Origin of the sequence: Bradyrhizobium sp. 4 (assembly GCF_023100905.1) — a bacterium.
Classification (GTDB): Bacteria; Pseudomonadota; Alphaproteobacteria; order Rhizobiales; family Xanthobacteraceae; genus Bradyrhizobium.
In genome coordinates, this window is the sequence record NZ_CP064686.1 from 6,827,935 (window position 1) to 6,850,986 (window position 23,052).

The 23,052-nt window shown below is 63.7% G+C and carries 17 protein-coding genes and 1 pseudogene; 9 read left to right on the forward strand and 9 right to left on the reverse strand.

Going from position 1 to position 23,052, the window contains the following annotated elements; translation table 11 throughout:
• The first annotated feature begins 284 nt into the window (after positions 1–284).
• From IVB45_RS32685 to IVB45_RS32695, 3 genes are read left to right on the forward strand one after another with little or no spacing between them, the layout of a single operon-like run.
• Entirely contained in the window at positions 285–1,337 is a 1,053-nt protein-coding gene (locus IVB45_RS32685) for an Ldh family oxidoreductase (protein ID WP_247357899.1), read from the forward strand.
• 36 nt (positions 1,338–1,373) lie between these two features.
• Complete coding sequence (locus tag IVB45_RS32690) at positions 1,374–2,741, forward strand: LLM class flavin-dependent oxidoreductase (RefSeq protein ID WP_247357898.1); 1,368 nt, start codon at positions 1,374–1,376, stop codon at positions 2,739–2,741.
• A gap of 15 nt (positions 2,742–2,756) precedes the next feature.
• A complete protein-coding gene (locus IVB45_RS32695) occupies positions 2,757–3,542 on the forward strand; it encodes a fumarylacetoacetate hydrolase family protein (RefSeq protein WP_247357897.1) in 786 nt (261 codons plus the stop codon).
• A gap of 149 nt (positions 3,543–3,691) precedes the next feature.
• Here the strand turns inward: IVB45_RS32695 and IVB45_RS32700 are convergent, their stop codons facing one another.
• Positions 3,692–4,147, reverse strand: a complete 456-nt coding sequence (locus tag IVB45_RS32700) for an Lrp/AsnC family transcriptional regulator (RefSeq protein WP_247357896.1) — start codon at positions 4,145–4,147, stop codon at positions 3,692–3,694.
• A gap of 152 nt (positions 4,148–4,299) precedes the next feature.
• On the opposite strand from IVB45_RS32700, the pseudogene IVB45_RS32705 reads away from it, so the two are divergent.
• Together IVB45_RS32705 and iaaH are read left to right on the forward strand one after the other, a co-directional pair.
• Positions 4,300–7,748: pseudogene (locus IVB45_RS32705) on the forward strand (indolepyruvate ferredoxin oxidoreductase family protein).
• Between the two features lie 75 nt (positions 7,749–7,823).
• Positions 7,824–9,248: an indoleacetamide hydrolase gene (gene iaaH / locus IVB45_RS32710; protein ID WP_247357895.1), complete on the forward strand. Its 1,425-nt coding sequence runs from the start codon at positions 7,824–7,826 to the stop codon at positions 9,246–9,248.
• Here the strand turns inward: iaaH and IVB45_RS32715 are convergent.
• Complete coding sequence (locus IVB45_RS32715; RefSeq protein ID WP_247357894.1) at positions 9,243–10,154, reverse strand: LysR family transcriptional regulator; 912 nt, start codon at positions 10,152–10,154, stop codon at positions 9,243–9,245. The two genes, iaaH and IVB45_RS32715, sit on opposite strands and share 6 nt — an antisense overlap.
• A 274-nt stretch (positions 10,155–10,428) precedes the next feature.
• Between IVB45_RS32715 and IVB45_RS32720 the strand changes: the two genes are divergently transcribed.
• The 3 genes from IVB45_RS32720 (at position 10,429) to IVB45_RS32730 (ending at position 13,831) form a co-directional block, all read left to right on the forward strand.
• Positions 10,429–11,610 (forward strand): HlyD family secretion protein, encoded by a 1,182-nt coding sequence (locus IVB45_RS32720; protein WP_247357893.1) that lies wholly within the window; start codon positions 10,429–10,431, stop codon positions 11,608–11,610.
• 113 nt (positions 11,611–11,723) lie between these two features.
• Positions 11,724–13,340 carry an MDR family MFS transporter gene (locus tag IVB45_RS32725; RefSeq protein ID WP_247357892.1) on the forward strand — a complete coding sequence of 539 codons (1,617 nt, stop codon included), beginning with the start codon at positions 11,724–11,726 and terminating at the stop codon, positions 13,338–13,340.
• Between the two features lie 29 nt (positions 13,341–13,369).
• On the forward strand, positions 13,370–13,831 hold the full coding sequence (locus IVB45_RS32730) for a carboxymuconolactone decarboxylase family protein (RefSeq protein WP_247357891.1): 462 nt from the start codon (positions 13,370–13,372) through the stop codon (positions 13,829–13,831).
• A gap of 126 nt (positions 13,832–13,957) precedes the next feature.
• On the opposite strand, the gene IVB45_RS32735 is transcribed toward IVB45_RS32730, so the two are convergent.
• From IVB45_RS32735 to IVB45_RS32760, 6 genes are all read right to left on the reverse strand, one after another.
• Positions 13,958–14,818, reverse strand: coding sequence for a D-amino-acid transaminase (locus tag IVB45_RS32735; protein ID WP_027565485.1), 861 nt, complete (start codon positions 14,816–14,818; stop codon positions 13,958–13,960).
• 98 nt (positions 14,819–14,916) lie between these two features.
• Complete coding sequence (locus tag IVB45_RS32740; protein WP_007597027.1) at positions 14,917–15,648, reverse strand: amino acid ABC transporter ATP-binding protein; 732 nt, start codon at positions 15,646–15,648, stop codon at positions 14,917–14,919.
• Positions 15,649–15,656: 8 nt separating this feature from the next.
• A complete protein-coding gene (locus tag IVB45_RS32745; protein ID WP_027565486.1) occupies positions 15,657–16,349 on the reverse strand; it encodes an ABC transporter permease subunit in 693 nt (230 codons plus the stop codon).
• Between the two features lie 4 nt (positions 16,350–16,353).
• A complete protein-coding gene (locus IVB45_RS32750; RefSeq protein ID WP_027565487.1) occupies positions 16,354–17,085 on the reverse strand; it encodes an amino acid ABC transporter permease in 732 nt (243 codons plus the stop codon).
• A 115-nt stretch (positions 17,086–17,200) separates the two neighbouring features.
• Positions 17,201–18,112, reverse strand: coding sequence for an amino acid ABC transporter substrate-binding protein (locus IVB45_RS32755; RefSeq protein ID WP_247357890.1), 912 nt, complete (start codon positions 18,110–18,112; stop codon positions 17,201–17,203).
• Positions 18,113–18,211: 99 nt separating this feature from the next.
• The gene (locus tag IVB45_RS32760) at positions 18,212–19,621 is read right to left on the reverse strand and encodes a M20 family metallopeptidase (RefSeq protein ID WP_247357889.1); all 1,410 of its coding nucleotides are present in this window, start codon (positions 19,619–19,621) and stop codon (positions 18,212–18,214) included.
• Positions 19,622–19,862: 241 nt separating this feature from the next.
• Between IVB45_RS32760 and IVB45_RS32765 the strand changes: the two genes are divergently transcribed.
• Positions 19,863–21,242, forward strand: coding sequence for an LLM class flavin-dependent oxidoreductase (locus IVB45_RS32765; RefSeq protein ID WP_247357888.1), 1,380 nt, complete (start codon positions 19,863–19,865; stop codon positions 21,240–21,242).
• A 117-nt stretch (positions 21,243–21,359) separates the two neighbouring features.
• Here the strand turns inward: IVB45_RS32765 and IVB45_RS32770 are convergent, their stop codons facing one another.
• On the reverse strand, positions 21,360–23,021 hold the full coding sequence (locus IVB45_RS32770) for a thiamine pyrophosphate-binding protein (RefSeq protein ID WP_247357887.1): 1,662 nt from the start codon (positions 23,019–23,021) through the stop codon (positions 21,360–21,362).
• Positions 23,022–23,052: the final 31 nt, after the last annotated feature.

Consider the following 23,052-nt stretch of genomic DNA (forward strand, 5'->3'; position numbering starts at 1 on the left):
CCCCGGCATTTCTGCCATTTTCTCCCGGGTAGCTTTATGAAGGCGATGGCCTAAGTGGGGGTTATTGGTTGCCGCAAACCGTCGATCAAAGTGAACGAGCTGCAAACAGCTGTCGCGAAACTGTCAAAAGTCGCTGTACTGGATGGCGGTTTCGGCCAAAGACGCGCTCCCTTTACGAATTTGCAGCCCTGTATTGGTTTACGGGAGATTGATATCGCATCTGTGCTTTGAGACGATGCCCTCAAGAACCAGAGCCCGCCAAGGGCGAGACCTGAGGAAACGCCATGCCGATCGTCCGGGCCGACCGCCTCACGCGCATCAGCGCCGCGCTGCTTCGTGCCGCCGGGGCTTCCGAGGAAGAGGCCGACGCGGTCGCAGGCGGCTGCGTCAACGCCAATCTCGCCGGCCACGATTCCCACGGCGTGATCGCCATTCCCACCTATGTCGACCGGATCAAGGCCGGCCACATCGTGCCCGGCGCCAAATGGACCATCGTGCAGGAATCGCCGACGACGACCGTAATCGACGGTCAGTGGGGGTTTGGCTTCCACGTCAACGCCAAGGCGATGGCGTTGACGATCGAGAAAGCGAAGACGGCGAATGTCGCCGCCTGCACCGTGTTCCGGCAAAGCCATGTCGGCCGCCTCGCCACCTATCCGCTGATGGCGATGCGCGAAGGGATGATCGGGATTGCAACGGCGGATTCCGGCCGTTCGCCGAAGCATGTGGCGCCGTTCGGCGGCAGGGAGGCACGGCTCGGCACCAATCCGATCTCGATCGCAGTGCCGTCCGATCTCGATGCGCCTTTCTACCTGGACATGGCGACCTCTGCGGTCGCGGCCGGCAAGATCCAGCTCGCGGTCGCCCGCGGCGAGGAGATTCCGCCGGGGTGGATCATCGATGCCGAAGGACGACACACCACCGATCCGACCCAATACCGCAAGGGCGGCGCGCTGCTGCCGCTCGGCGGCACCGAGGGCTACAAGGGCAGCGGCCTCGCCGCCATGGTCGAGGTCCTGTGCGGCCTGCTCACCGGCCTCGGTTTCGGCGTCGAGCCCACGGGCCGGCACAATGACGGCTGCTTCATGGCCGTGTTCAACGTCGCCGCGTTTCGCCCGCTGCACGACTTCAAGCGCGAGGTCGCCGAGTTCGCGCACTATCTCAAATCGACCCCGCCCTCCGAGGTCAGCAAGGGCGTGTTCTATCCCGGCGAGATCGAGGGCGTGCGCGAGCAGCAGCGCCTGCGCGACGGCATCGAGATCGAGGATGCCACCTGGGAAAAGCTGCGCGCGCTGGCGCGCGAGTACAGGCTCGATACGGTCCTCGACCTGGCCTGACGGATTTCGGCCTGACGCAATTCGGAGAACAGCGGCATGACGCGGCAGATGGTACTGGTCGGCTTCCTTCAGGCGCAGAACTGCACGAATTTGCCGAGCTCGTGGCGTCATCCGGACTCGCGCGACGATTCGATGTCGGCGGACTATTATCAGGAGATCGCTAAAATCCTCGAAGCCGGCAAGTTCCACATGGCCTTCTTCGACGACCGGCTGGCGATGCCGGACCGCTACGGCAACGATCACGCCCACACCGTCGAATACGGCATCCGCTGCGTGAAGATGGATCCCCTGATCGTGCTGACGACGATGGGCATGGTTACGGAGAAGCTCGGGTTGGGGGCGACCGGCTCGACAACTTATTTCGAGCCCTTCGACATCGCCCGCCGCTTCGCAACGCTCGACCTGATGTCGGGCGGACGGGCCGGGTGGAACGTCGTCACCTCGCTCAATGACGGCGAGGCACACAACATGGGGCGGGACTCTCATCCCGAACATGATTCCCGCTACGACCGCGCCGACGAATTCATGGAGATCGTGCTCGGCCACTGGGATACCTGGGAAGACGGCGCGCTCATCATGGACAAAAAGAGCGGCCGCTTCGCCGATCCAGCCAAGGTGAAGCGGCTCGATCACAAGGGCCCATTCTACAAGTCGCGCGGTCCCTTCACGGTGCCGCGCTCTGATCAGGGCCATCCCGTGATCATCCAGGCCGGCGCGTCCGGCCGCGGCCAGCGCTTTGCCGGACGGTGGGGCGAGGTGATCTTCACCGCTGCACGCAATCTCGCCGCCGCCAAGGAAGGCTATGCGTCGGTGCGTAACGAGGCCGCGAAAGCCGGCCGCGATCCGGAGGCGATGTTTCTCTGCAACCTGACGACACCGGTTTGCGCCGCGACCAAAGCCGAGGCCGAAGACAGGATGGCGCTGATCAACAAGCTGCCGCTGCAGATCGACGCGCTGTCGCTGCTGGCCGAAGCGCTCAACTACGATTTCGCCTCCAAGGATCTCGACGAGCCGCTGACGACGGAAGAATTGAAGAGCATGCAGGGCATTCTGGGCATCCGCGACGGCGTGCTCAAGAACTCCGGCAAGAGCAATCCGAGCGCGCGCGACTTCGTCACCTTCTCCGGCCGCGGTCAGGTCCAGGATGCGATGGTTGGCGGCCCCAGGGAGATCGCGGACAAGCTCGAAGAAATGTTCGTCGAACGCGGCTGCGACGGCTTTGTCATCGCCGCGACCTATGTGCCCGGCTCCTATGCCGATTTCGTGCAACATATCGTACCGGAATTGCAGCGGCGCGGATTGTTCCAGAAGGAATATCGCGGCAAGACGCTGCGGGAAAATCTCGGGCTCAAGCGGCCGGCTGCCGGCGACTGGAAAGTGCAGCCGCGCGATGCCGCGGAATAACAACGGAGACACGGCATGCGCTGGCTGACATTCACCGCCGCGGACAAAACGTCCTGGGGAATCGTCGAGGGTGACCAGGTGATCGCGATCGACGGCGATCCCTTCGGCGAATGGCAACGCACCTCGCGGACGCACCCGCTGTCGCAGGTTAAAATCGAGCTGCCGCTGATTCCGCGCACCTTCTACTGCGTCGGCTTGAACTATCTGAAGCATCTGAAAGAGGCCGCCGACAAGCGCGGCGAGGTGCCAGCGGTGCCGGACAGACCCGAGATCGGCTATCGCGCGCAAAACGCGCTGATTGCGCATGCCGAGGAGGTCATGATCCCGTCCTTCGCGACGGACAAGATCCACTACGAAGGCGAACTCGTCGTCGTCATCGGCAGAAAGGTCAAGCATCTCACCAATCAGAATGCCATGGATTGCGTGTTCGGCTACACCATCGGCAACGACGTCAGCGAGCGCAGCTGGCAGAAGGCCGACCGCAGCCTGTGGCGCTCGAAGAACGCCGACACGTTCAAACCGATGGGCCCGTGGATCGAGACCGAAGCCGACCTCGACAAGATGGAAACGATCGTCCGGGTCAACGGCAAGGAGACCAACCGCTTCCACACCAGCGACATGATCTTTGGCGTGGTGCCATTCCTGGTCGAGCTGTCCAAATACTTTACGTTATGGCCCGGCGACGTGATCTGGATGGGCACGGACGGAGCCTCGCCTGATATCAAGCACGGCGACGTCGTGGAGATCGACATCACCGGCATCGGCACGCTGCGGAACAGGTTTGTACGGGAGGAGCGGTAGCCCACGTTGCACCAACAGTGTCGTCCCGGCGAAGGCCGGGACCCATGCGCCGCAGCAGATGTTTTTGATTAGGACTCGTCGTTACGGCAAGGCAATTGGCATTCGTGGTTATGGGTCCCGGCCTTCGCCGGGACGACGAAGCGCTGCCCTCAAAACGGCAGGGCCACACCCGTCTTGATCTCTTTCAGCACCACGTTGCTTCTCACATAGCGAATGCCGGGAATGCGGAACATGAAGTCGTCGAGGAATCTGTTGTAGGCCGCCATGTCCTGCACGACGACGCGCAGATGATAATCGGCATCGCCCGTGGTCGCAAAGCACTCCAACACCTCACGCCGCGTGGTTACCCGCGCGACGAACTCGTCGACGAATTTTGCGTCGTGCCGTTCCAACGAGACGTGGAGGATCGCGGACATCGCAAAGCCGGCCTGCTCGCGCGCCACCAGCGCCGCATAGCCCTGGATGGCACCGCTCTCCTCCAACGCGCGCACCCGGCGCCAGCAGGCCGAGGTCGACATGCCGACCGCGTCGGCGAGTTGCTGGTTGGTCGCGCGGCCGTCCTTCTGGAGATAGGCGAGAATCTGCGCGTCTTGGTCTTCGATCATGGAAAGCACCAAAATGGATTAATCTACCGCTTTATAAACTATATCGGGTAATTCTACCACAATAGATGTTCTATTCGGGAAAATAGGTAGGACCTACCAGTCGCCCAGGCCTACCCTTCTCCCATGGCAAGGAGATGCCGCGGGAGGTCCGGATGGACGCCATTTCGTCACTCGACGCCTACGAGCTTTCCGACCGCTACGATCGCGAAGTGGGCCACGTCTTCCTCACAGGCACGCAGGCCATCGTCCGCATTGCGCTCGACCAGGTGCGGCGCGACCGTGCCGCGGGGCTGAACACGGCGGGCTTCATTTCGGGCTATCGCGGTTCGCCGCTCGGCGGCATCGACCTCGAACTGTGGCGCATCCAGGAACGACTGAAGCGGGACCACATCGAATTCCTCCCGGCAGTGAACGAAGACCTTGCCGCAACCGCCGTGCTCGGCTCGCAACAGGTCGAGACGCAAGCCGACCGCGAGGTCGATGGCGTGTTCGGACTCTGGTACGGCAAAGGCCCCGGCGTTGATCGCTCCGGCGATGCGCTGAAACACGGCAACGCCTACGGCTCCTCGCCGCATGGCGGCGTCCTGGTGGTCGCCGGCGACGACCATGGCTGCGTCTCGTCCTCGATGCCGCACCAGTCCGACGTGGCCTTCATGAGCTGGTTCATGCCGACGCTCCACCCCGCAAGCGTCAGCGAATATCTCGAATTCGGTGAATATGGCTACGCCCTGAGCCGCTTCACCGGCATGTGGGTCGGTTTCAAGGCGATCTCGGAGATCGTGGAATCCGGCGCTTCCGTCGCGCTGCGCCCGCCGCGCGCCTTCCACACGCCAGACTTCACGCCGCCGCCCGGCGGCTTGCACTATCGCTGGCCCGATCTACCCGGCCCACAGATCGAGGAGCGGCTGGAGGCGAAGAAGCATGCGGTCTACGCCTTCGCCAAGGCCAATCCGATCGATCGTCACATCTACGACATCCCGGGCGCCACCTACGGCATCGTCACCACGGGCAAGGCGCATCTCGATCTGATGGAAGCGCTGCGGCTGATGGGTCTCGACGAAGCAGCCTGCCGCAGCATCGGCATCGACATCTACAAGGTCGGAATGGTCTGGCCGCTGGCGCTGCATGACGCGATGGCGTTCGTAAAGGGCAAGCGCGAGATCCTCGTGGTCGAGGAGAAGCGCGGCATCATCGAAAGCCAGTTCAAGGAATATTTTTACGATTATCCGGGCGAAAAACCCGAGCGCATGGTCGGAAAGCACGACGAAACCGGCGCGCGGCTGATCTCCTGGATCGGCGAATTGTCGCCGCGAGCGCTCGCTGGGGTGCTCGCACGCCGGCTCGATCCGATGTTCCCGGGCCTCGATCTCGCCGCGCGTGCAGCCGGCTTGATGCCTGAGGCCGCGCGCACGATCACCGTTTCTGGTGCGACGCGCACGCCCTATTTCTGCTCGGGATGCCCGCACAATACATCGACAAAGGTGCCCGAGGGATCGAAGGCGCTAGCCGGCATCGGCTGCCATTTCATGGCGAGCTGGATGGACCGCGAGACATCGTCCCTGATCCAGATGGGCGGCGAAGGCGTGAACTGGGCCGCCTCGTCACGCTTCACCGGCAACAAGCACGTTTTCCAGAATCTCGGCGAAGGCACCTATTATCATTCGGGCTCGATGGCGATCCGGCAGGCGATCGCGGCCAAAGCCAACATCACCTACAAGATCCTGTTCAACGATGCCGTCGCGATGACCGGCGGCCAACCCGTCGACGGCCCGATCAGCGTCCACGCCATCGCGCTCAGCGTCCGCGCCGAGGGCGTTGCGCGCATCGCGCTGGTGTCGGACGATCCAGCGCAATTTTCGCCCGGCGACTTGCCGGTCGGCGTGTCCATCCATCCGCGCGAAGAGATGGACAGCGTGCAGCGCGAGCTGCGCGAAATCTCAGGCGTCTCGGTGCTGATCTATCAGCAGACCTGCGCGACGGAGAAACGGCGTCGCCGCAAGCGTGGCCAGATGGCCGATCCCAAACGCTTCGCCTATATCAACGATCTCGTCTGCGAGGGCTGCGGCGACTGCTCGGTCGAATCCAACTGCCTCAGCGTGGAGCCCAAGGAGACGCCGTTCGGCCGGAAGCGCCGGATCAACCTCTCATCCTGCAACAAGGACTTCTCCTGCCTCAACGGGTTCTGCCCGAGCTTCGTCACCGTCGAGGGCGCGACGCGCCGGAAGAAGGGCGCGAGCCGGATCAACCCGGTCGGCCACGCGGCCACGCTTCCGCTGCCCGCGCCCGCACCGCTCGACCGTCCCTATGATCTGCTCGTCACCGGCGTCGGTGGCACCGGCGTGATCACGGTCGGCGCGCTGATCGGCATGGCGGCGCATCTCGAACGAAACGGCGTTCGGTGCTGGATTTTACCGGCTTTGCGCAGAAATTCGGGCCGGTGCTGAGCTACATCCGATTGGCTGCATCCCCCGACGCGTTGCATCAGGTCCGCATCGACCAGGGCGCGGCCGATGCGCTGATCGGCTGCGACCTCGTCGTCAGCTCCTCGCCAAAGGCATCCGGCACCTATCGGAAAGGCACGCGCGCCGCGGTCAACACCGCGGAGATGCCGACCGGCGACGTCGTCCGCTTCCGCGACGCAGATCTCGCCTCACCTGCCCGCCTGCGCGCGATCGGCCAGGTGATCGGCGACGGCAATCTCGACACCATCAACGCCAACGCGCTGGCCGAGCGCCTGCTCGGCGATGCCGTCTATGCCAACATCGTCATGCTGGGCTTTGCCTGGCAGCACGGGCTGCTGCCGGTCTCGCTGTCGGCGCTGTTGCGCGCGATCGAGCTCAACGGCGTCGTGGTAGAACGCAACAAGCAGGCTTTCGCCTGGGGCCGGATTGCAGCGGCCGATCCCAACTTCTTGCCGAAGATGGACGACGCGCCCAAGGCAGAGACGCTCGACCAGCTGATCGACCGCCGCGCCGACTTCCTCACGGCCTATCAGAACGATGCGTATGCAACGCGCTATCGAGCACTCGTTGCAAACGTTCGCAAGGCCGAAGCCAAACTGAATAGCGGAGCATTGACCGAAGCGGTCGCGCGCGCGCTGTTCAAGCTCATGGCCTACAAGGACGAATACGAGGTGGCACGGCTGCACATGCAGAGCGGCTTCCTCGACGTGTTGAAAGGCGAATTCGAAGGCGAATTCAGCATCCAATATCACTTCGCCCCGCCGTTCCTGCCGTCGAAGCGCGACGCCCGCGGACGTCCGCGCAAGCGCGCCTTCGGGCAGTGGATCCAGATGCCGCTTGCCATGCTGGCGCGATTGAAAGGATTGCGCGGGACGCCGTTCGATCCGTTCGGCTACACGGCGGAACGGCGCGCGGAGCGGGAACTGATCACCTGGTACGACGGCGTCATCAGACGGCTGCTCGGCGGGCTCGACGCGGCGCATCTGCCAAGTCTGGTCGCCATTGCAAAAGCGCCGATGGATATCCGGGGCTACGGGCCGGTTAAGGACGCCGCGATCGAGAAGGTAAAGGCCGAGGTCGAGCGGCTGTTCGCCGAGCTCGACGCGCCATCACCTGCAAAGATGCGCGCCTACGGTTGACGGGGCGCCGACGAAGCTTCAGCCTCTGGAGCCGAGGCGCGCCCTGATGGCGCTCCTGCAACGGGGTGACGCCTCATGGATTTCGACCAGTTGACCCTGACCCAGGCTGTGGCCGACCTCCGCGCCGGAAAAATCACGAGCACCGCACTCACGACGGAAGCTCTCGCCCGTGCCACGGCCAATGCCGATCTGAATGCCTTCGTCACCCTGGACGAGGCCGGCGCCCTGAAAGCTGCGGCCGCATTCGACGCGAACGACAACAAGGACAAGCCGCTCGGCGGCGTTCCCATCGTGATCAAGGACAATATCGAGGTCGCGGGACTCCCCTGCAGCGCGGGAACGCCAGCGCTGAAAAATTACGTTCCGAGGGCCGACGCGCCGGTGGTCGCAAAGCTGCGCGCGGCGGGCGCGGTCATCATCGGCAAAACCAGCATGCACGAGCTCGCCTTCGGCATCTCCGGCTACAACACCGCATTCAAGACCGGCGCGGAGTTCGGCGTGCGCAACGCCTATGACCGCACCCTGATCGCCGGCGGCTCCTCCTCCGGAACGGGCGCCGCGATCGGCGCACGGATCGTCGCGGGCGGGCTCGGCACCGACACTGGCGGATCGGTCAGGGTTCCCGCCGCGCTGAATGGATGTGCCTCGCTCCGCCCGACGGTCGGACGCTATCCGCAGGCTGGCATCGCGCCAATCTCGCACACCCGCGACACCGCGGGTCCGATGGCAGCGACCGCGGCGGATGTCGCGCTGCTCGACCGCGTCATTGCAGGTGGCGATGCCGTTCAGGCGGCCGATCTGAGGCTGGTGCGGATCGGCATCGTAAAGACGATGCTGAGCAATCTCGACGCCGACACCGACGCCGCATTCCAGGCAGCCCTCACGAAAATGAAGACGCAGGGCATCACGATCGTTGAGATCGAGATGCCGCATCTGGCCGAACTCAACGTCCAGGTCGGCTTTCCCGTCGCGCTGTACGAGGCCTATGACGACATGGTGGCCTATCTGGCGCATAGCGGCACCGGCATCACCATTGACGCACTGGCGCGGGAGATCGCGAGCCCCGACGTCAAGGGCACCTATGACGGCCTCGTGATCCCGCGCAAGCTGCCAGGTCCAGACAATACGCTGGTCGATGCCGAGCCGATCTATGACGCGGCCATCAGGTCCGCGCGACCCGCCCTGCAGGCGCTCTACGGCAAGACCTTTGCGGACAACCGGCTCGATACCATCGCCTTCCCGACCACGCCGCGTATCGCCATTGCCTCCAATCCCGATTCCAGCAGCCTGGAGAATTTCGCCCTGTTCATCCAGAACACCGATCCCGGCAGCAATGCCGGCATTCCCGGCATCCAGATTCCGATCGCGCTCGGCGCCCGGAGCAAACTGCCGATCGGGCTTGAATTGGACGGCCCCGCGGGCAGCGATCGCGGCCTGCTTGCGATCGGCATGGCACTCGACGCCGTGTTCGAGCGATTGCCGCCGCCGCGCCAATCATGAATACGGATTGATCAGCTTCTGCTGCTCGGCGCTGTGATGCACGAGCATGTCGATGAAAGTCCTGACCTTCGCCGACAGATGATGCCGGTGCGGATAGACGGCGTTCATCGACATCTCGACCGGCCGGTACTCGGGCAGCAGGCGAACGAGCCGACCGGCTTCGAGATCGTCCCGAACGAGAAAACCCGCCATCAGGCAGACGGCACCGCCTTGCAGCGCCACCTTCCGCAAGGCCTCACCGCTGTTGGTGATGAAGCTGCCGGAAATCCGTACCGATGCCGGCGCGCCCTTGCGATCGAAAAAGCGCCAATCGTCGCCGAAGGGATAGTTCAAATGGCGCCCGCAATTGTGCGCCGTGAGCTCATCGAGCTTCTGCACGCGACCGTGCTTGTCGAGATAATCGTGCGAGCAGCACAGCACGTGACGCCAGGTGGCAAGGCTGCGGACGATCAGGCTCGAATCCGGCGGCGCGGTCATGCGCAGGGCAACGTCGTAGCCTTCTTCGATGAGATCGATGTCGGCTTCGCCCATGCGCAGATCGATCTTGAGCTCTGGATAGGCCGACAGCAGCTTCGCCACCACGGGCGCGACGAACGGCACCATGTGCGTGGCGACGTGGATCCGCAGCGTCCCGCGCGGTACCGACTGCAATTCGCTCGCGATATCGTCGGCCTGTTCGATATCGGCGAGGATCTGGATGCAGCGGTCGTAGTAGGCCTTGCCGATCTCGGTGAGATTGACCTTACGGGTGGTGCGCTGAAGCAGCCTCACCCCGAGCCGGTCTTCCAGCGCCTGAACGTGATTGCTCACCATGGTGGTCGACATGTTGAGCTTGCGGGCTGCTGCAGAGAAGCCGCCAGTCTCGACCACCCGGCTAAAGACTTCGAGGCTCGTCAATCGGTCCATGACGACTGATTATCCGCTCTTGGTCGATAATCGCAAGGAATTCTGTCCAATTATCCGTCAGATCAGCTCGCGCGGGATGGCGGAGGGGTTAGCCGCAATCCCGCGACAGAGGCGGCAATCGCTCTGGGGCAGTCGCACCTTCGGCTCGGTAAGACCGTACGCGAAGGCGGGATCCCGGACTATCCACTCTCAGCGGATAATCCTTCCGGTATTTCGCCGATTATCGGTGAAGCGAAGAAGACCGATAGTCTCAGCCACCCGACAGGAGACTGCCATGTCCGAGATGCCCCGCACCGAAAACTTCCAGCAAGCGACTGAGGTACTGCAAGCTTCACCGCCGGTGCCGGTGCGTGGTCCGACCCGGAATATGGTCCGGCGGGCGGCGTTGGCGCTCGCGTTCCTCGCGGGCACAGCAGCGATTGTCCATTACGGACACGACTACTGGGTCAACGGCCGTTATCTCGAGACAACCGACGACGCCTATGTGAAGGCCGACTCCACGATCGTCGCGCCAAAAGTCTCGGGCTACATCGCCAAGGTGCTGGTCAGCGACAACGAAAAGGTCAAAGCGGGCCAGCTGCTGGCGAAGATCGACGACCGTGACTTCAAGGCGGCGCTCGACCAGGCCCGCGCCGATGTCGCTGCGGCGGAAGCGTCGGTGCGCAACCTCGACGCCCAGCTCGAACTCCAGCAGCCGATCATCGAGCAGAGCACGGCCGATGTCGCTGCTGCGGATGCGAATCTGAAATTTGCGCAGGAGGAGCGCGCCCGCTACGACGATTTGATGAAGTCGGGCTCAGGCACGATTCAGCGCGCACAACAGACTGACGCCGCGTTGCGCGCCAGCAACGCGCAACTGCAACATGCCAGGTCGGGCCTCGTGGCCGCGCAACGCAAGATCGACGTGCTCACCACCCAGCGCGCGCAGGCGACAGCCCAGCTCGAGCACGCGCGCGCGGTCGCGGAGCAGGCGACCCTGAATCTCTCCTACACCGAGATTACCGCGCCGGTCGACGGCACGGTCGGCGCCCGCTCACTGCGCGTGGGACAGTTCGTGCAGGCCGGCACGCAATTGATGGCGGTGGTGCCGCTCGATTCAGTCTATGTCGTGGCGAATTTCAAGGAGACGCAGCTCACTCATGTCCGCGCCGGCCAACCGGTCGAGCTGCACGTCGACAGTTTTCGCAATCAGACCCTGCGCGGCCATGTCGACAGCCTTTCGCCGGCGAGCGGCCTTGAATTCGCACTGCTGCCGCCCGACAACGCCACCGGCAATTTCACCAAGATCGTGCAACGGGTGCCGGTAAAGATCGTGCTCGACGACCACAGCTTGACCGGGCAGCTGCGCCCCGGCATGTCCGCGGCGCCGACTATCGACACCAAACAGGCCGTCATGGCCGAGCGCGAGACGGCCAAGCGCCTCGCCGACAATGCGACGCGACCCAACGGAGGCTAAAGGCCGGCTCCGGCAGCAATATCAAGTCCTGCCGGATGATCCTTCCCACGCTTCCCGATGATCGAAGCCATCCGCCTGATGCATCCTGTCTCCGTACCCGAGACGAGCCTTTCATGAGCACGCTCCAACCCGCCCTGAACGCCGCTTCAGCCGCCAGCATTCCTGCTCCGGCCGCGGCCGCCACGCCGGTGGTTTCCACCAAGACCTGGATTGCCGTGATCGGCGCGACACTCGGCGCCTTCATGGCGGTGCTGAACATCCAGATCGTCAATGCCTCGCTCGCCGACATCCAGGGCGCGATCGGCGCCGGCATCGACGATGGCGGCTGGATCTCGACCTCTTATCTGATCGCGGAGATCGTGGTCATCCCGCTCTCGGGCTGGCTGGCGCAGGTGTTCTCGATCCGCATTTATCTGCTCACCAACGCGGTCCTGTTCCTGATCCTGTCGGCCGCCTGTGCGCTGGCGCAGGACCTGCCGCAGATGATCGTGCTGCGGGCAGTGCAAGGTTTTACCGGCGGCGTGCTGATTCCGATGGCGTTCACGCTCATCATCACATTGCTGCCGCGCGGAAAGCAGCCGGTCGGCCTTGCGCTGTTCGCGCTGTCGGCGACGTTCGCGCCCGCGATCGGCCCGACCATCGGCGGCTACCTCACCGAAAATTTTGGCTGGCAGTACATCTTCTACGTCAATGTCGTCCCGGGCGGGATCATGGTCGGCATGCTCTGGTACGCCCTCGATGCAAAGCCCATGAAGCTTGGGCTGCTGCGCGACGGAGACTGGGCCGGCATCATCGCCATGGCGATCGGACTGTCGGCGCTGCAGACCGTGCTTGAGGAAGGCAATAAGGACGACTGGTTCGGCTCGCCCTTCATCGTCAAGCTGTCCGTCATCGCGGCCGTGGCGCTGACCGCCTTCCTGATCATCGAGCTGACCGTGAAGAAGCCGCTCCTCAACCTGCGCCTGCTGGTCCGCCGCAATTTCGGCTTCGGCATGCTCGCGAATTTCCTGCTGGGAATCGCGCTCTACGGCTCGGTGTTCATCCTGCCGCAATATCTGGCCCGCATTCAAGGCTACAATGCCGAGCAGATCGGCATGGTGCTGGCATGGACGGGCCTGCCGCAGCTCCTGCTGATCCCGCTGGTGCCGCGGCTGATGCAGAAGCTCGATGCGCGGCTCATCATCGGCGTCGGCTTCGTCCTGTTCGCGGCTTCCAACTTCATGAACATCTACATGACCGGCAACTATGCCGCCGATCAATTGCTCTGGCCCAATGTGGTTCGTGCGATCGGCCAGGCGCTGGTGATGGCGCCACTGTCTGCGGTGGCGACCTCAGGCATCGAACCGGAGAACGCGGGCTCGGCCTCCGGCCTGTTCAACATGATGCGCAATCTCGGCGGCGCTGTCGGTATCGCGTTGTTGCAGACCCTGCTGACCAAGCGCGAGCAGTATCACTCCAACGTGCTGATGCAGTCGGTCTCGCTGTTCGAGCAGGCGACGCGGACACGGCTGGAACAGCTCACCCAATACTTCGTCAATCACGGCATTCTCGACCAGGCGGACGCGTTGCATCGCGCCTATGTTGCGATCGGCCATATCGTGCAGAAGCAGGCCTATATCCTCGCCTTCAGCGACACCTTCTATCTGCTCGGCGTGGCACTGATCGTCGCGCTGATCGCCACCCTTTTCCTGAAGAAGGCCGGCCCCGCCTCGGCCGGCGGCGTCCATTGACATCAATCCAGCGAGCAAGGAGAACGACCATGAAACCCCGCATGAATTTCTACCAGGCCGCACCCGACACGATGAAGGCGCTGGTGGCACTGGAAGAGCAGATCCAGTCGACGGGCCTCGAGAAATCGCTCATCGAGCTCGTCAAGATCCGCGCGTCGCAGATCAACGGCTGTGCCTTCTGCATCAACATGCATACCGAGGACGCCCGCAAGCGCGGCGAGACCGAGCAGCGCATCTATCTGCTCAATGCCTGGCGCGAATCCCCGCTCTACACCGACCGCGAGCGCGCCGCGCTGGCCTGGACCGAATCGGTGACGCTGATCTCCGAGACGCACGCGCCTGATGACGTCTACGAGCAGGTCCGCGCGCAATTCTCCGATGCGGAGACGGTGAACCTGACCATGCTGATCGGCGCCATCAATGCCTGGAACAGAATCGCGATCGCGTTCCGTGCGGTTCACCCGGTGAAGGTGAAGGCGTCGGTGGCGTGAGATGTTCTCAGCTGTCATGCCCCGCGCAGGCGGGCATCCAGTATTCCAGAGACAGCGAGATTAATCACCGCCCGCGCGGCGTACTGGATCGCCCGCCTTCGCGGGCGATGACACCGAGTGCGCCGCTTAAACCGCCGTCGCCTTGGCGAACTCCACGTAGATCTCGCGCAGCCGCGCGGCAAGCGGGCCGGGCTTGCCGTCGCCGACCTTCTTGCCGTCGATCGCAACCACCGGCTGGACGAACAGCGACGCCGAGGTGGCGAAGGCTTCCTTGGCGGCGAGCGCCTCGGCGACCGTGAAGGAACGCTCCTCGACGCGGAGCTGACGCTCTTCCGCCAGCGCCACCACCGCCTTGCGGGTGCAGCCCGGCAGGATCGCGTTGGAGTTCTTTCGGGTCACGATGACGTCGTCCTGGGTCAGGATGAACGCCGAGGACGAACCGCCTTCGGTGACGTAGCCGTCTTCCAGCATCCAGGCCTCGCCCGCACCGGCTTCGGCCGCGGCCTGCTTTGCCAACACTTGCGCGAGCAGTGCCACGCTCTTGATGTCGCGCCGCTCCCAGCGGATGTCGGGCACGGTGATCACGTTGATGCCGGTCTTGGCCGAGGCGGCGTTGATGATGTCCTTCTCCGACGTGAACATTACCAGGCTCGACTTGACGTCGCCCTTGGGGAAGGCGAAGTCGCGGCCCTTGTCCGCGCCGCGGGTGACCTGGAGATAGACGAGGCCGTTCTCGACCTTGTTGCGCGCGATCAGCTCCTTCTGGAGCTCGGTGATGCGCTCGACCGTCTCGGGCAGCTTCAGCTGGATCTCGCCGACCGAGCGCTCCAGCCGCGTCAGGTGCGAGGCATTGTCGATCAGCTTGCCGTCGAGCACGGCCGAGACCTCGTAGATGCCGTCGGCAAACAGGAAGCCGCGATCGAGCACCGAAATTTTGGCGTCCGAGAGCGGGACGAATGAGCCGTTGACATAGGCGATCGGATCCAAGGCAGGTCTCCTGGCGGGAAGAGAGATTTGGTGCGGTTATACGGGATTTGGCGACGCCCTGAAACCCGCCTTCGGCGCATCCCGGAATAACGCGAGAATTAATGCGACAGGATCTTCGACAAGAACTTCTGCGCGCGGTCGCTGCGGGGCTTGCCGAAGAAATCGTCCTTCGGGGCGTCCTCGACGATCTCGCCGCGGTCCATGAAGATCACGCGGTTGGCAACCTTGCGGGCAAAGCCCATCTCGTGGGTGACGACCATCATGGTCATGCCCTCATGGGCGAGGTCCACCATGACGTCGAGCACCTCGCTCACCATTTCGGGGTCGAGCGCCGAGGTCGGCTCGTCGAACAGCATGACAATGGGATCCATTGCGAGCGCGCGAGCGATCGCCACCCGCTGCTGCTGGCCACCGGACAGGTTCGCGGGATACTTTTGCGCCTGTTCCTTCAGGCCGACGCGCTCCAGCAGCTGCATGCCTTTTGCCATCGCCTTGTCGCGCGACCGGTCGAGCACCTTCTGCTGTGCGAGACAGAGATTGTCGATGATCTTCAGATGCGGAAACAGCTCGAAATGCTGAAACACCATGCCGACACGCGAGCGCAGCTTGGGCAGATTGGTCTTGGGATCGTTGACCTTGGTGCCATCGACGCTGATGTCGCCTTTCTGGAACGGCTCCAGCGCGTTGACGCATTTGATCAGCGTCGACTTGCCTGATCCCGACGGACCGCAGACCACGACCACCTCGCCCTTGGTGACGCTGGTGGTGCAGTCGGTCAGCACCTGGAAGCTCGGGCTGTACCATTTGTCGACGTGGCTGATCTCGATCATGACAAACTCTATCGAATGATGGCGATGCGCGCCTGCAGGCGGCGAACGCCGAAGGACGCAACACAGGAAATGGTGAAGTAGACGATCGCTGCGAACAGATACATTTCGACCAGACGGCCGTCGCGCTGCGCGACCTTGCTCGCGGCACCGAGGAAATCGGTGATCGACAGCACGTAAACCAGTGAGGTGTCCTGGAACAGCACGATGGTCTGCGTGATCAGCACCGGCAGCATGTTACGGAAGGCCTGCGGCAGCACGACGTAGCGCATGGTCTGGGCGTAGGTCAGGCCAAGCGCGTTGGCTGCGGCCGGCTGACCGCGCGAGATCGACTGGATGCCGGCACGCATGATCTCGGAGAAGTACGCGGCCTCGAACAAGATGAAGGTGATGAGCGAGGACGCGAACGCGCCGACACTGATCGGGCGCGACGCGCCGGTCACCCACTGCCCGATATAGGGCACCAGGAAGTAGAACCAGAAGATCACCAGCACCAGCGGCAGCGAGCGCATGAAGTCGACATAGACCCCGGCGATGCGGCCCAGGATCTTGAAGCCAGACAGCCGCATCAGCGCGATTGCCGTGCCGAAGATCAGGCCGCCGAGCGCCGCAAGTCCCGTGAGCATCAGCGTGAACGTCATACCCTCGTAGAACAGATAAGGCAGCGTGCGGCGGATGACGTCGAAATCGAAATTGCTGAACATGGTGCTATTTCCCCGTGATGTAGCCGGGGATCGCGACGTAGCGCTCGAGGAAGCGCATTGCGGTCACGACGACGGCGTTGACGAGGAGATAGAGAAGGGTCGCGGCGGTGAAGGCCTCGAACACCTGGAACGAGAATTCCTGCATCGAGCGCGCCTGTCCGGTCAACTCAAGCAAGCCGATGGTGATGGCCACAGCCGTGTTCTTGATGGTGTTGAGGAACTCGGACGTCAGCGGCGGCAGGATGATGCGAAACGCCATCGGCAGCAAGATGTAGCGATAAGCCTGCAAGGTCGTCAGGCCGAGCGCGGTCGCCGCCATCTTCTGGCCGCGTGGGAGCGATCCGATGCCGGCCTGCAACTGCACGGCGACGCGGGCCGACATGAAGAACCCGATGCCGATCGCCGCCGTCCAGAACGGCGCATTCGGCAGCTGCTTCAGCCAGAGGCCGGCAGATTTCGGCAGCAGTTCCGGCAGCACGAAGAACCACAGGAAGAGCTGCACCAACAGCGGCATGTTGCGGAAGAATTCGACATAGGCAAAGCCGAACCAATACGCTCCCTTCGACGGCAGCGTGCGCATCACGCCGACGATCGAGCCCATGATCAGCGCGATGATCCAAGCGAGCGCACCCGTCTTAAGGGTCAGCACCAGGCCCGACAACAGCATGTCGAGATAGGTGCCGGTCCCCATCGGGTTCGGCTCGAAGAAAATTCCCCAGTTCCAGTGGTAGTTCACGTGTCCCCCGCGCGAACGCGCCAGTCATGGATGTCCTGGCGCCTATGCAAATGTCCGGCCACCTTGGAGTCAAGATGGCCGGACACGATCCGGATCGAAAGATCGCGGTTATAGCTTACTTATAATCGTCCGGGTTCGGCGAGTCGGTCGGCTTGGCGAACTCGTTCTTCAGCTCGGCCGAGATCGGGGTGTTGAGGTTCAGACCCTTCGGCGGGATCTTCTGGGTGAACCACTTCTCGTAGATCTTCTGGCCTTCCCCGGAAGTATAGAGCGCTGCGGTCGCCGCATCGACCACCTTCTTGAACGCCGCGTCGTCCTTGCGCAGCATGATGCCGTAGGGCTCAGGCTTGGAGAACGCGTCCTTGGAGATGACGTAGTCGTCGGGCGACTTCGAGCCGGCAACGAGGCTCGCGAGCAGGATGTCGTCCATCACGAAGGCGACGGCGCGGTCGGTCTCGACCATCAGGAAGGATTCGGCGTGGTCCTTGGCCGGGATGATGTTAGCGCCGAGGCTTTTCGCAACATTGGCTTCGGTGAGCTGCTTGATGTTGGTGGTGCCGGCGGTCGAGACCACCGTCTTGCCCTTGAGATCGTCGATCGACTTCAGGCCGCTCGACTTCTTGAAGACGTAGCGGCTGGCGGTCAGGTAATGGGTGTTGGTGAAGGCAACCTGCTTCTGCCGCTCGGCATTGTTGGTGGTCGAGCCGCATTCGAGGTCGATGGTGCCGTTGGCCATCAGCGGAATACGCGTCGCCGAGGTCACGGGATTGAGCTTGACCTCGAGCTTGTCGAGCTTGAGCTCCTTCTTCACGGCGTCGACGATCTTGTAGCAGATGTCCATCGCGAAGCCGATGGGCTTCTGGTTGTCATCGAGAAAGGAGAACGGGATCGAGGAGTCGCGGAAGCCGAGCGTAATGGCGCCGGTGTCCTTGATGTTCTTCAGCGTGCCGGTCAGCTCCTCGGCCCCGGCCTGGCTGACAGCGAAGGTCGCGGCGAGCGCGAGGCCGATGCTACGAAAATGTTTCACTTTTGGGTCCCCTTTCAGGATGATGCCGGCGGGATGCAAGCACAGATCGGATTGGAATAGAATGTGACTTTTGGCTGGATCGCGGCTCCGGTTAACGGCTCAGGCCGGCGGGCGCGTTAGCGGGCTTGTTAGCGGGCTTGGCAATTCCCCGAGATCCCAGAACAGGCCGGCCATCACCGTCAAGGCCTCTTCGGTCAATGGCAGCAGGATGTGCTCATTGGGCGCATGCTGGGAGCAGCCGGGATAGGAGTGCGGCACCCAGATCGTCGGCAGGCGCAGGATCTCGGAGAACACGTCGTTGGGCAACGAGCCGCCGAAATTGGGCAGCACCGCCGGGACCTTGCCGGTGGTCTGACGGACCGAATCTGCCGCCCATGTGATCCAGGGGCTGTCGAAATCCGTGCGCGAGGCGGCAAAGCTCTGCGCCGCCCGCACCTCGACCATCGGAAAGCCCTTCTGCGCCAGATGCGCGCGGATCGCCTCGATCAGCCCATCGATCCTGGTGCCGACCACGAAACGCAGTTGCAGCACGGCATTGGCGTGGCCGGGAATGGCGTTGGCCGGCTTCTCGATATTGCCCGACGACATCGCCAGCACTTCGAGCGTGTTCCAGGCGTAGAGCCGCTCGGCCGCCGAAAGACCCTCCTCGCCCCAGCCCTCGGCCAACGCCGGCTCGTCCTCGGTCGGCACCACCTGCACGTCCGCAAGATAACTGCGGATCTGGTTGGTGAGGCGCGGCGGCTTCAGCGCATCCAGCTGAAGGCGGCCGTGGCCATCGACCAGCGTCGAGATCGCGTTGACCAGAATGGTCGCGGGGTTGGCGAGCACACCGCCCCAATTGCCGGAGTGATGGCCGCCGTCGCGAAGGGTCACATCGAGATGAATGCGGATGCCGCCGCGGCAGCCGAGGAACAGGGTGGGACGGTCGGCGGACAGGCGCGGCCCGTCGGAGGCCATGAACAGATCGGCCTTGAGCGCATCGCGATTGAGATCGCAGACCTTGCCGAGATCCGGCGAACCGATCTCCTCGCCCATCTCGACGATGAACTTGGCGTTGAAGCCGAGCTTGCCGCCGCGGGCCTCGCGCACCGCGCGGAGTGCGGCCATGTTGATGCTGTGCTGGCCCTTGTTGTCGGCCGTGCCGCGACCGTAAAGACGCGTGCCCGAAACCGTGGTGCGCCAGGGATCGCGGCCGTCGCGCCACTCGCCTTCCATGCCGTCGACGACGTCGCCATGGCCGTAGATCAGCACGGTTGGCGCCGTCTCGCTCTCGTGGTGTTCTGCGAACAGGAACGGCGCCTTGCCGCTGGGAGATTCGATCATCCGGCTTTGGAAATCGAGCGCGGCGAAAGCGGGCACCATCTCCTGTTCCAGATAGGCGCGCAGCTCGACGCTCCGGTTCGGATTCTGGCTCTCGGTCCGGTAGGCGACGCGACGGTCGAGTTCAGCGAGGAACGCGCCGGATTTGAAATCGTCACGGGCGCGGGCGATGGCATCGGCTCTGGTCATTATTTTCTTTTTTAGGTTGCGAGGCGAAGGAGCATACCCGATACGGGCAGGCCTCCGAAAGTGGCGGGGACTTCGATAGTCTTGGGATTTCGTTCTTGCTCTCTTGAGATTGGCTTGCCAAGCGCGGCAGCGCCGCTGATTTTGGCCTTGCCAACGTCGCGCTATATGCAAGAACTTCGCCAAGTTCGGGCGCAGCTCTATCATTCGAAGAGCGCCCGGTACAGGGCGCCGGGGGACCATCATGGCCAAGCAGATCAGGCTCAATGCATTTGCGATGAATTGCGTCGCGCACCAATCACCGGGCTTGTGGACCCATCCGCGTGACCGCACTGCCGAATATAACCGCCTGCCCTACTGGATCGATCTTGCCAAAACGCTGGAGCGCGGCCGTTTCGACGGGCTGTTCCTGGCCGACGTGCTCGGCGTCTATGACGTCTACGGCAACAGTCCTGACGCAGCCTTGCGCAATGCAGCCCAGTCGCCCTCGAACGATCCGCTGCTGCTGCTGTCGGCAATGGCGGCGGTCACGCAGAACCTCGGCTTCGGCGTCACCAGCAATCTCTCCTTCGAGCCGCCCTATCCGTTCGCGCGGCGGATGTCGACGCTCGATCATCTTACGGAGGGGCGTATCGGCTGGAATGTCGTCACCGGCTATCTCGACAGCGCCGCGCGCGGCGCCGGCAAGGACAAGCAGATCGGGCACGACGACCGCTACGAGATCGCCGACGAATATATGGAGGTCGTCTACAAGCTCTGGGAAGGAAGCTGGGAGGACGACGCCGTGCTGCGCGACCGTACGCGCGGCATCTTCACCGATCCCACAAAAGTTCATCGCGTCAACCACGAGGGCGCCAACTACCGCATCAACAACACGATCCATCTGAGCGAGCCGTCGCCGCAGCGGACGCCCGTGCTGTACCAGGCCGGCACCTCGCCGCGCGGACGGAGGTTCGCGGCACAGCACGCCGAATGCGTGTTCATGTCGGGACCGTCGGCCAAGGTGATCGCGCCGCGGGTGTCGGCGATCCGTCAGGAGGCCGCCGCGTTCGGGCGCAATCCGGCGGAAATCCTGATGTTCTCGATGATGACGATCATCCTCGGGCGGACGGAGGCCGAGGCGAACGAAAAATATGCCGACTATCGGCGCCACATCAGCCCCGAGGGCGCGCTCGCGCTGATGTCGGGATGGACCGGAATCGACTTCTCCGGCTACGAGCTCGATCAGCAGGTGCGCCATGTTCAGAACGATGCCGGCCGCAGCGCACTGGATAACGTCACCCGGGCCGATCCCGATCGCGTCTGGACCGTGCGCGACGTCATCGAGCATGTCGGCGTCGGCGGCGCCGGTCCCGTCGTGGTCGGCACGCCGGAGATGGTCGCGGACAAGATCGAGGCGTGGTTCGAGGCGACCGATGTCGACGGCCTCAACGTCGCCTTCGCGATCTCACCCGGCGATTTCGAGGACATCGCCGACATGCTGGTGCCGGAGCTGACGCGGCGTGGGCGGTACAAGGCCGAGTACGCGCGGGGCACGCTGCGGGAGAAGCTGTTCGGTGACGGGCGTGCAAGGCTGGGTGCGCCGCATCCGGCGGCGGGGTACCGGGTGGGGAGGAAGGGATAGAGCCACCGCTCTCCCCGTCATTGCGAGCGAAGCGAAGCAATCCAGAATTGCTCCACGGAGACAGTCTGGATTGCTTCGTCGCAAGTGCTCCTCGCAATGACGGTGGAGGCACCTGCCCTACACCTTCCCGTCCACCATCACCTCGATCAGCTTCGTGCCAGGCCGGCCGAACGCCGACACCAGCGTCGCCTTCAACTCTCGGGGGTCGCTGACCTTAATCGCCTCGCATCCCAACGCCTTCGCCACGCCGGCGAAATCCACCGGCGGATCGACAAAATCCATGCCGACGTAATTGTCGTCGCCATGGAAGGCGAGCAGACGCTGCTTGATGATGCGGTAGCCGCCATTGTTGGCAATGACCACATTGAGCGGCAGCTTGTGATGCGCCGCCGTCCACAGCGACTGGATCGAATACATCGCGCTGCCGTCGCCAGAGAAGCAGACGACGGGGCGATCGGGATTGGCGATGCTGGCGCCGACGGAGGCCGGCAGGCCCCAGCCGATGCCGCCGGAGGCAAGGCCGTGATAGCCGAAGCGGTCGCGGTGCGCACGCAGCGCCGTGATCTGGCGGCTCGAAGTGAGGCCTTCGTCAACGAGGATGGCATTGGCTGGCATGGCCTCGACCATCTGCAGCACCAGCCAGTCCGGATCGATGGGGCTGCGGTTCGCGGCCTTCCCGATCTGCTCGACCAGCGCGGTGCGCCTTGCGGTCCAGTTCTTCGGCGCGAGCTCGGCGAGACGTTGCCTCGCACGTTGCGCCAGGGCAGCGCCGCCCATCTCCTTCAACACCGGGATCAGCGCGCGCAGCGTTTCCTTCAAATCCGCCTTCAGCGCGATCTCGGCACCGTAGTTCTTGGCGATCTCCCAATCGCCGAGGCCGATCTGCACGATGCCAAGGCCCTCCGGCAGCGCATCGACCTCGCTGTAGACCGACATCCGCAGGGGATCGCCGCCGAGCGCGATCAAGAGGTCGTACGGCGCAAGCGTGTCGCGCGCGACTTTCTGGACACGTGCCAACGTGCCGACGAAGCTCGGGCTCTCCGAGAGGAAGTGCGAGCCGTAGGGCGTCGAGGATTGGTACGCAGCCGCGCCCAAAAGCTCGGCGAGTTCGGCGGCCTCCTTGAGCGCGTCGCTCTTCACCACCTCGTCCATGGTGACGATCACGGGACGCTCGGTCTTCAGCAGTCGCGCGGCGAACGCCTTCAGGGCGTCGTCGGACGGCCGTGTGCGGGCGTCGATGCGCGTGGAGCGGCCGAGATCGATCCCGGCCTCGCTGTTGAGGATGTCGCCGGGCAACGAAATAAACACCGGCCCGGTCGGCGGCGTGGTCGCGACTTTTGCGGCGCGGCGCACGATGCGCGGCAGATCCTCGAGCCGCGTCACCTCGACCGCCCATTTCACCAGCGGCTCCGCCATGCGCACCAGCGGGCCGTAGAGCACCGGCTCCATCAGGCCGTGGCCCTGCTCCTGCTGGCCCGCGGTCAGGATCATCGGCGTGCCCGTGAACTGGGCGTTGTAGAGCGAGCCCATCGCGTTGCCGAGGCCGGGCGCGACATGGACGTTGCAGGCGACGAGCTTTCCGGAGGCGCGGCTATAGCCATCCGCGATCGCCACCACCAGGCTCTCCTGCATCGCCATCACATAGGTGAGGTCGGGATGGTCCTTCAGCGCGTGCATGATCGGCAGTTCGGTCGTGCCGGGATTGCCGAACAGATGCGTGATGCCCTCGTCCTTGAGCAGCGCGAGAAAGGCGGAGCGGCCGGTGATCTTGTTCTTCATGTTTCCTCCAGAGGCGGACGTTGCCGCAAGG

What these genes read in the sequence shown, in the direction of transcription:
- IVB45_RS32765 (WP_247357888.1), top strand. Translation starts at nt 19,863, where the DNA reads ATGGCCAAGCAGATCAGGCTCAATGCATTTGCGATGAATTGCGTCGCG.
- IVB45_RS32700 (WP_247357896.1), bottom strand. Translation starts at nt 4,147, where the DNA reads ATGATCGAAGACCAAGACGCGCAGATTCTCGCCTATCTCCAGAAGGAC.
- IVB45_RS32770 (WP_247357887.1), bottom strand. Translation starts at nt 23,021, where the DNA reads ATGAAGAACAAGATCACCGGCCGCTCCGCCTTTCTCGCGCTGCTCAAG.
- IVB45_RS32725 (WP_247357892.1), top strand. Translation starts at nt 11,724, where the DNA reads ATGAGCACGCTCCAACCCGCCCTGAACGCCGCTTCAGCCGCCAGCATT.
- IVB45_RS32685 (WP_247357899.1), top strand. Translation starts at nt 285, where the DNA reads ATGCCGATCGTCCGGGCCGACCGCCTCACGCGCATCAGCGCCGCGCTG.
- IVB45_RS32695 (WP_247357897.1), top strand. Translation starts at nt 2,757, where the DNA reads ATGCGCTGGCTGACATTCACCGCCGCGGACAAAACGTCCTGGGGAATC.
- IVB45_RS32715 (WP_247357894.1), bottom strand. Translation starts at nt 10,154, where the DNA reads ATGGACCGATTGACGAGCCTCGAAGTCTTTAGCCGGGTGGTCGAGACT.
- iaaH (WP_247357895.1), top strand. Translation starts at nt 7,824, where the DNA reads ATGGATTTCGACCAGTTGACCCTGACCCAGGCTGTGGCCGACCTCCGC.
- IVB45_RS32740 (WP_007597027.1), bottom strand. Translation starts at nt 15,648, where the DNA reads ATGATCGAGATCAGCCACGTCGACAAATGGTACAGCCCGAGCTTCCAG.
- IVB45_RS32690 (WP_247357898.1), top strand. Translation starts at nt 1,374, where the DNA reads ATGACGCGGCAGATGGTACTGGTCGGCTTCCTTCAGGCGCAGAACTGC.
- IVB45_RS32720 (WP_247357893.1), top strand. Translation starts at nt 10,429, where the DNA reads ATGTCCGAGATGCCCCGCACCGAAAACTTCCAGCAAGCGACTGAGGTA.
- IVB45_RS32730 (WP_247357891.1), top strand. Translation starts at nt 13,370, where the DNA reads ATGAAACCCCGCATGAATTTCTACCAGGCCGCACCCGACACGATGAAG.
- IVB45_RS32745 (WP_027565486.1), bottom strand. Translation starts at nt 16,349, where the DNA reads ATGTTCAGCAATTTCGATTTCGACGTCATCCGCCGCACGCTGCCTTAT.
- IVB45_RS32760 (WP_247357889.1), bottom strand. Translation starts at nt 19,621, where the DNA reads ATGACCAGAGCCGATGCCATCGCCCGCGCCCGTGACGATTTCAAATCC.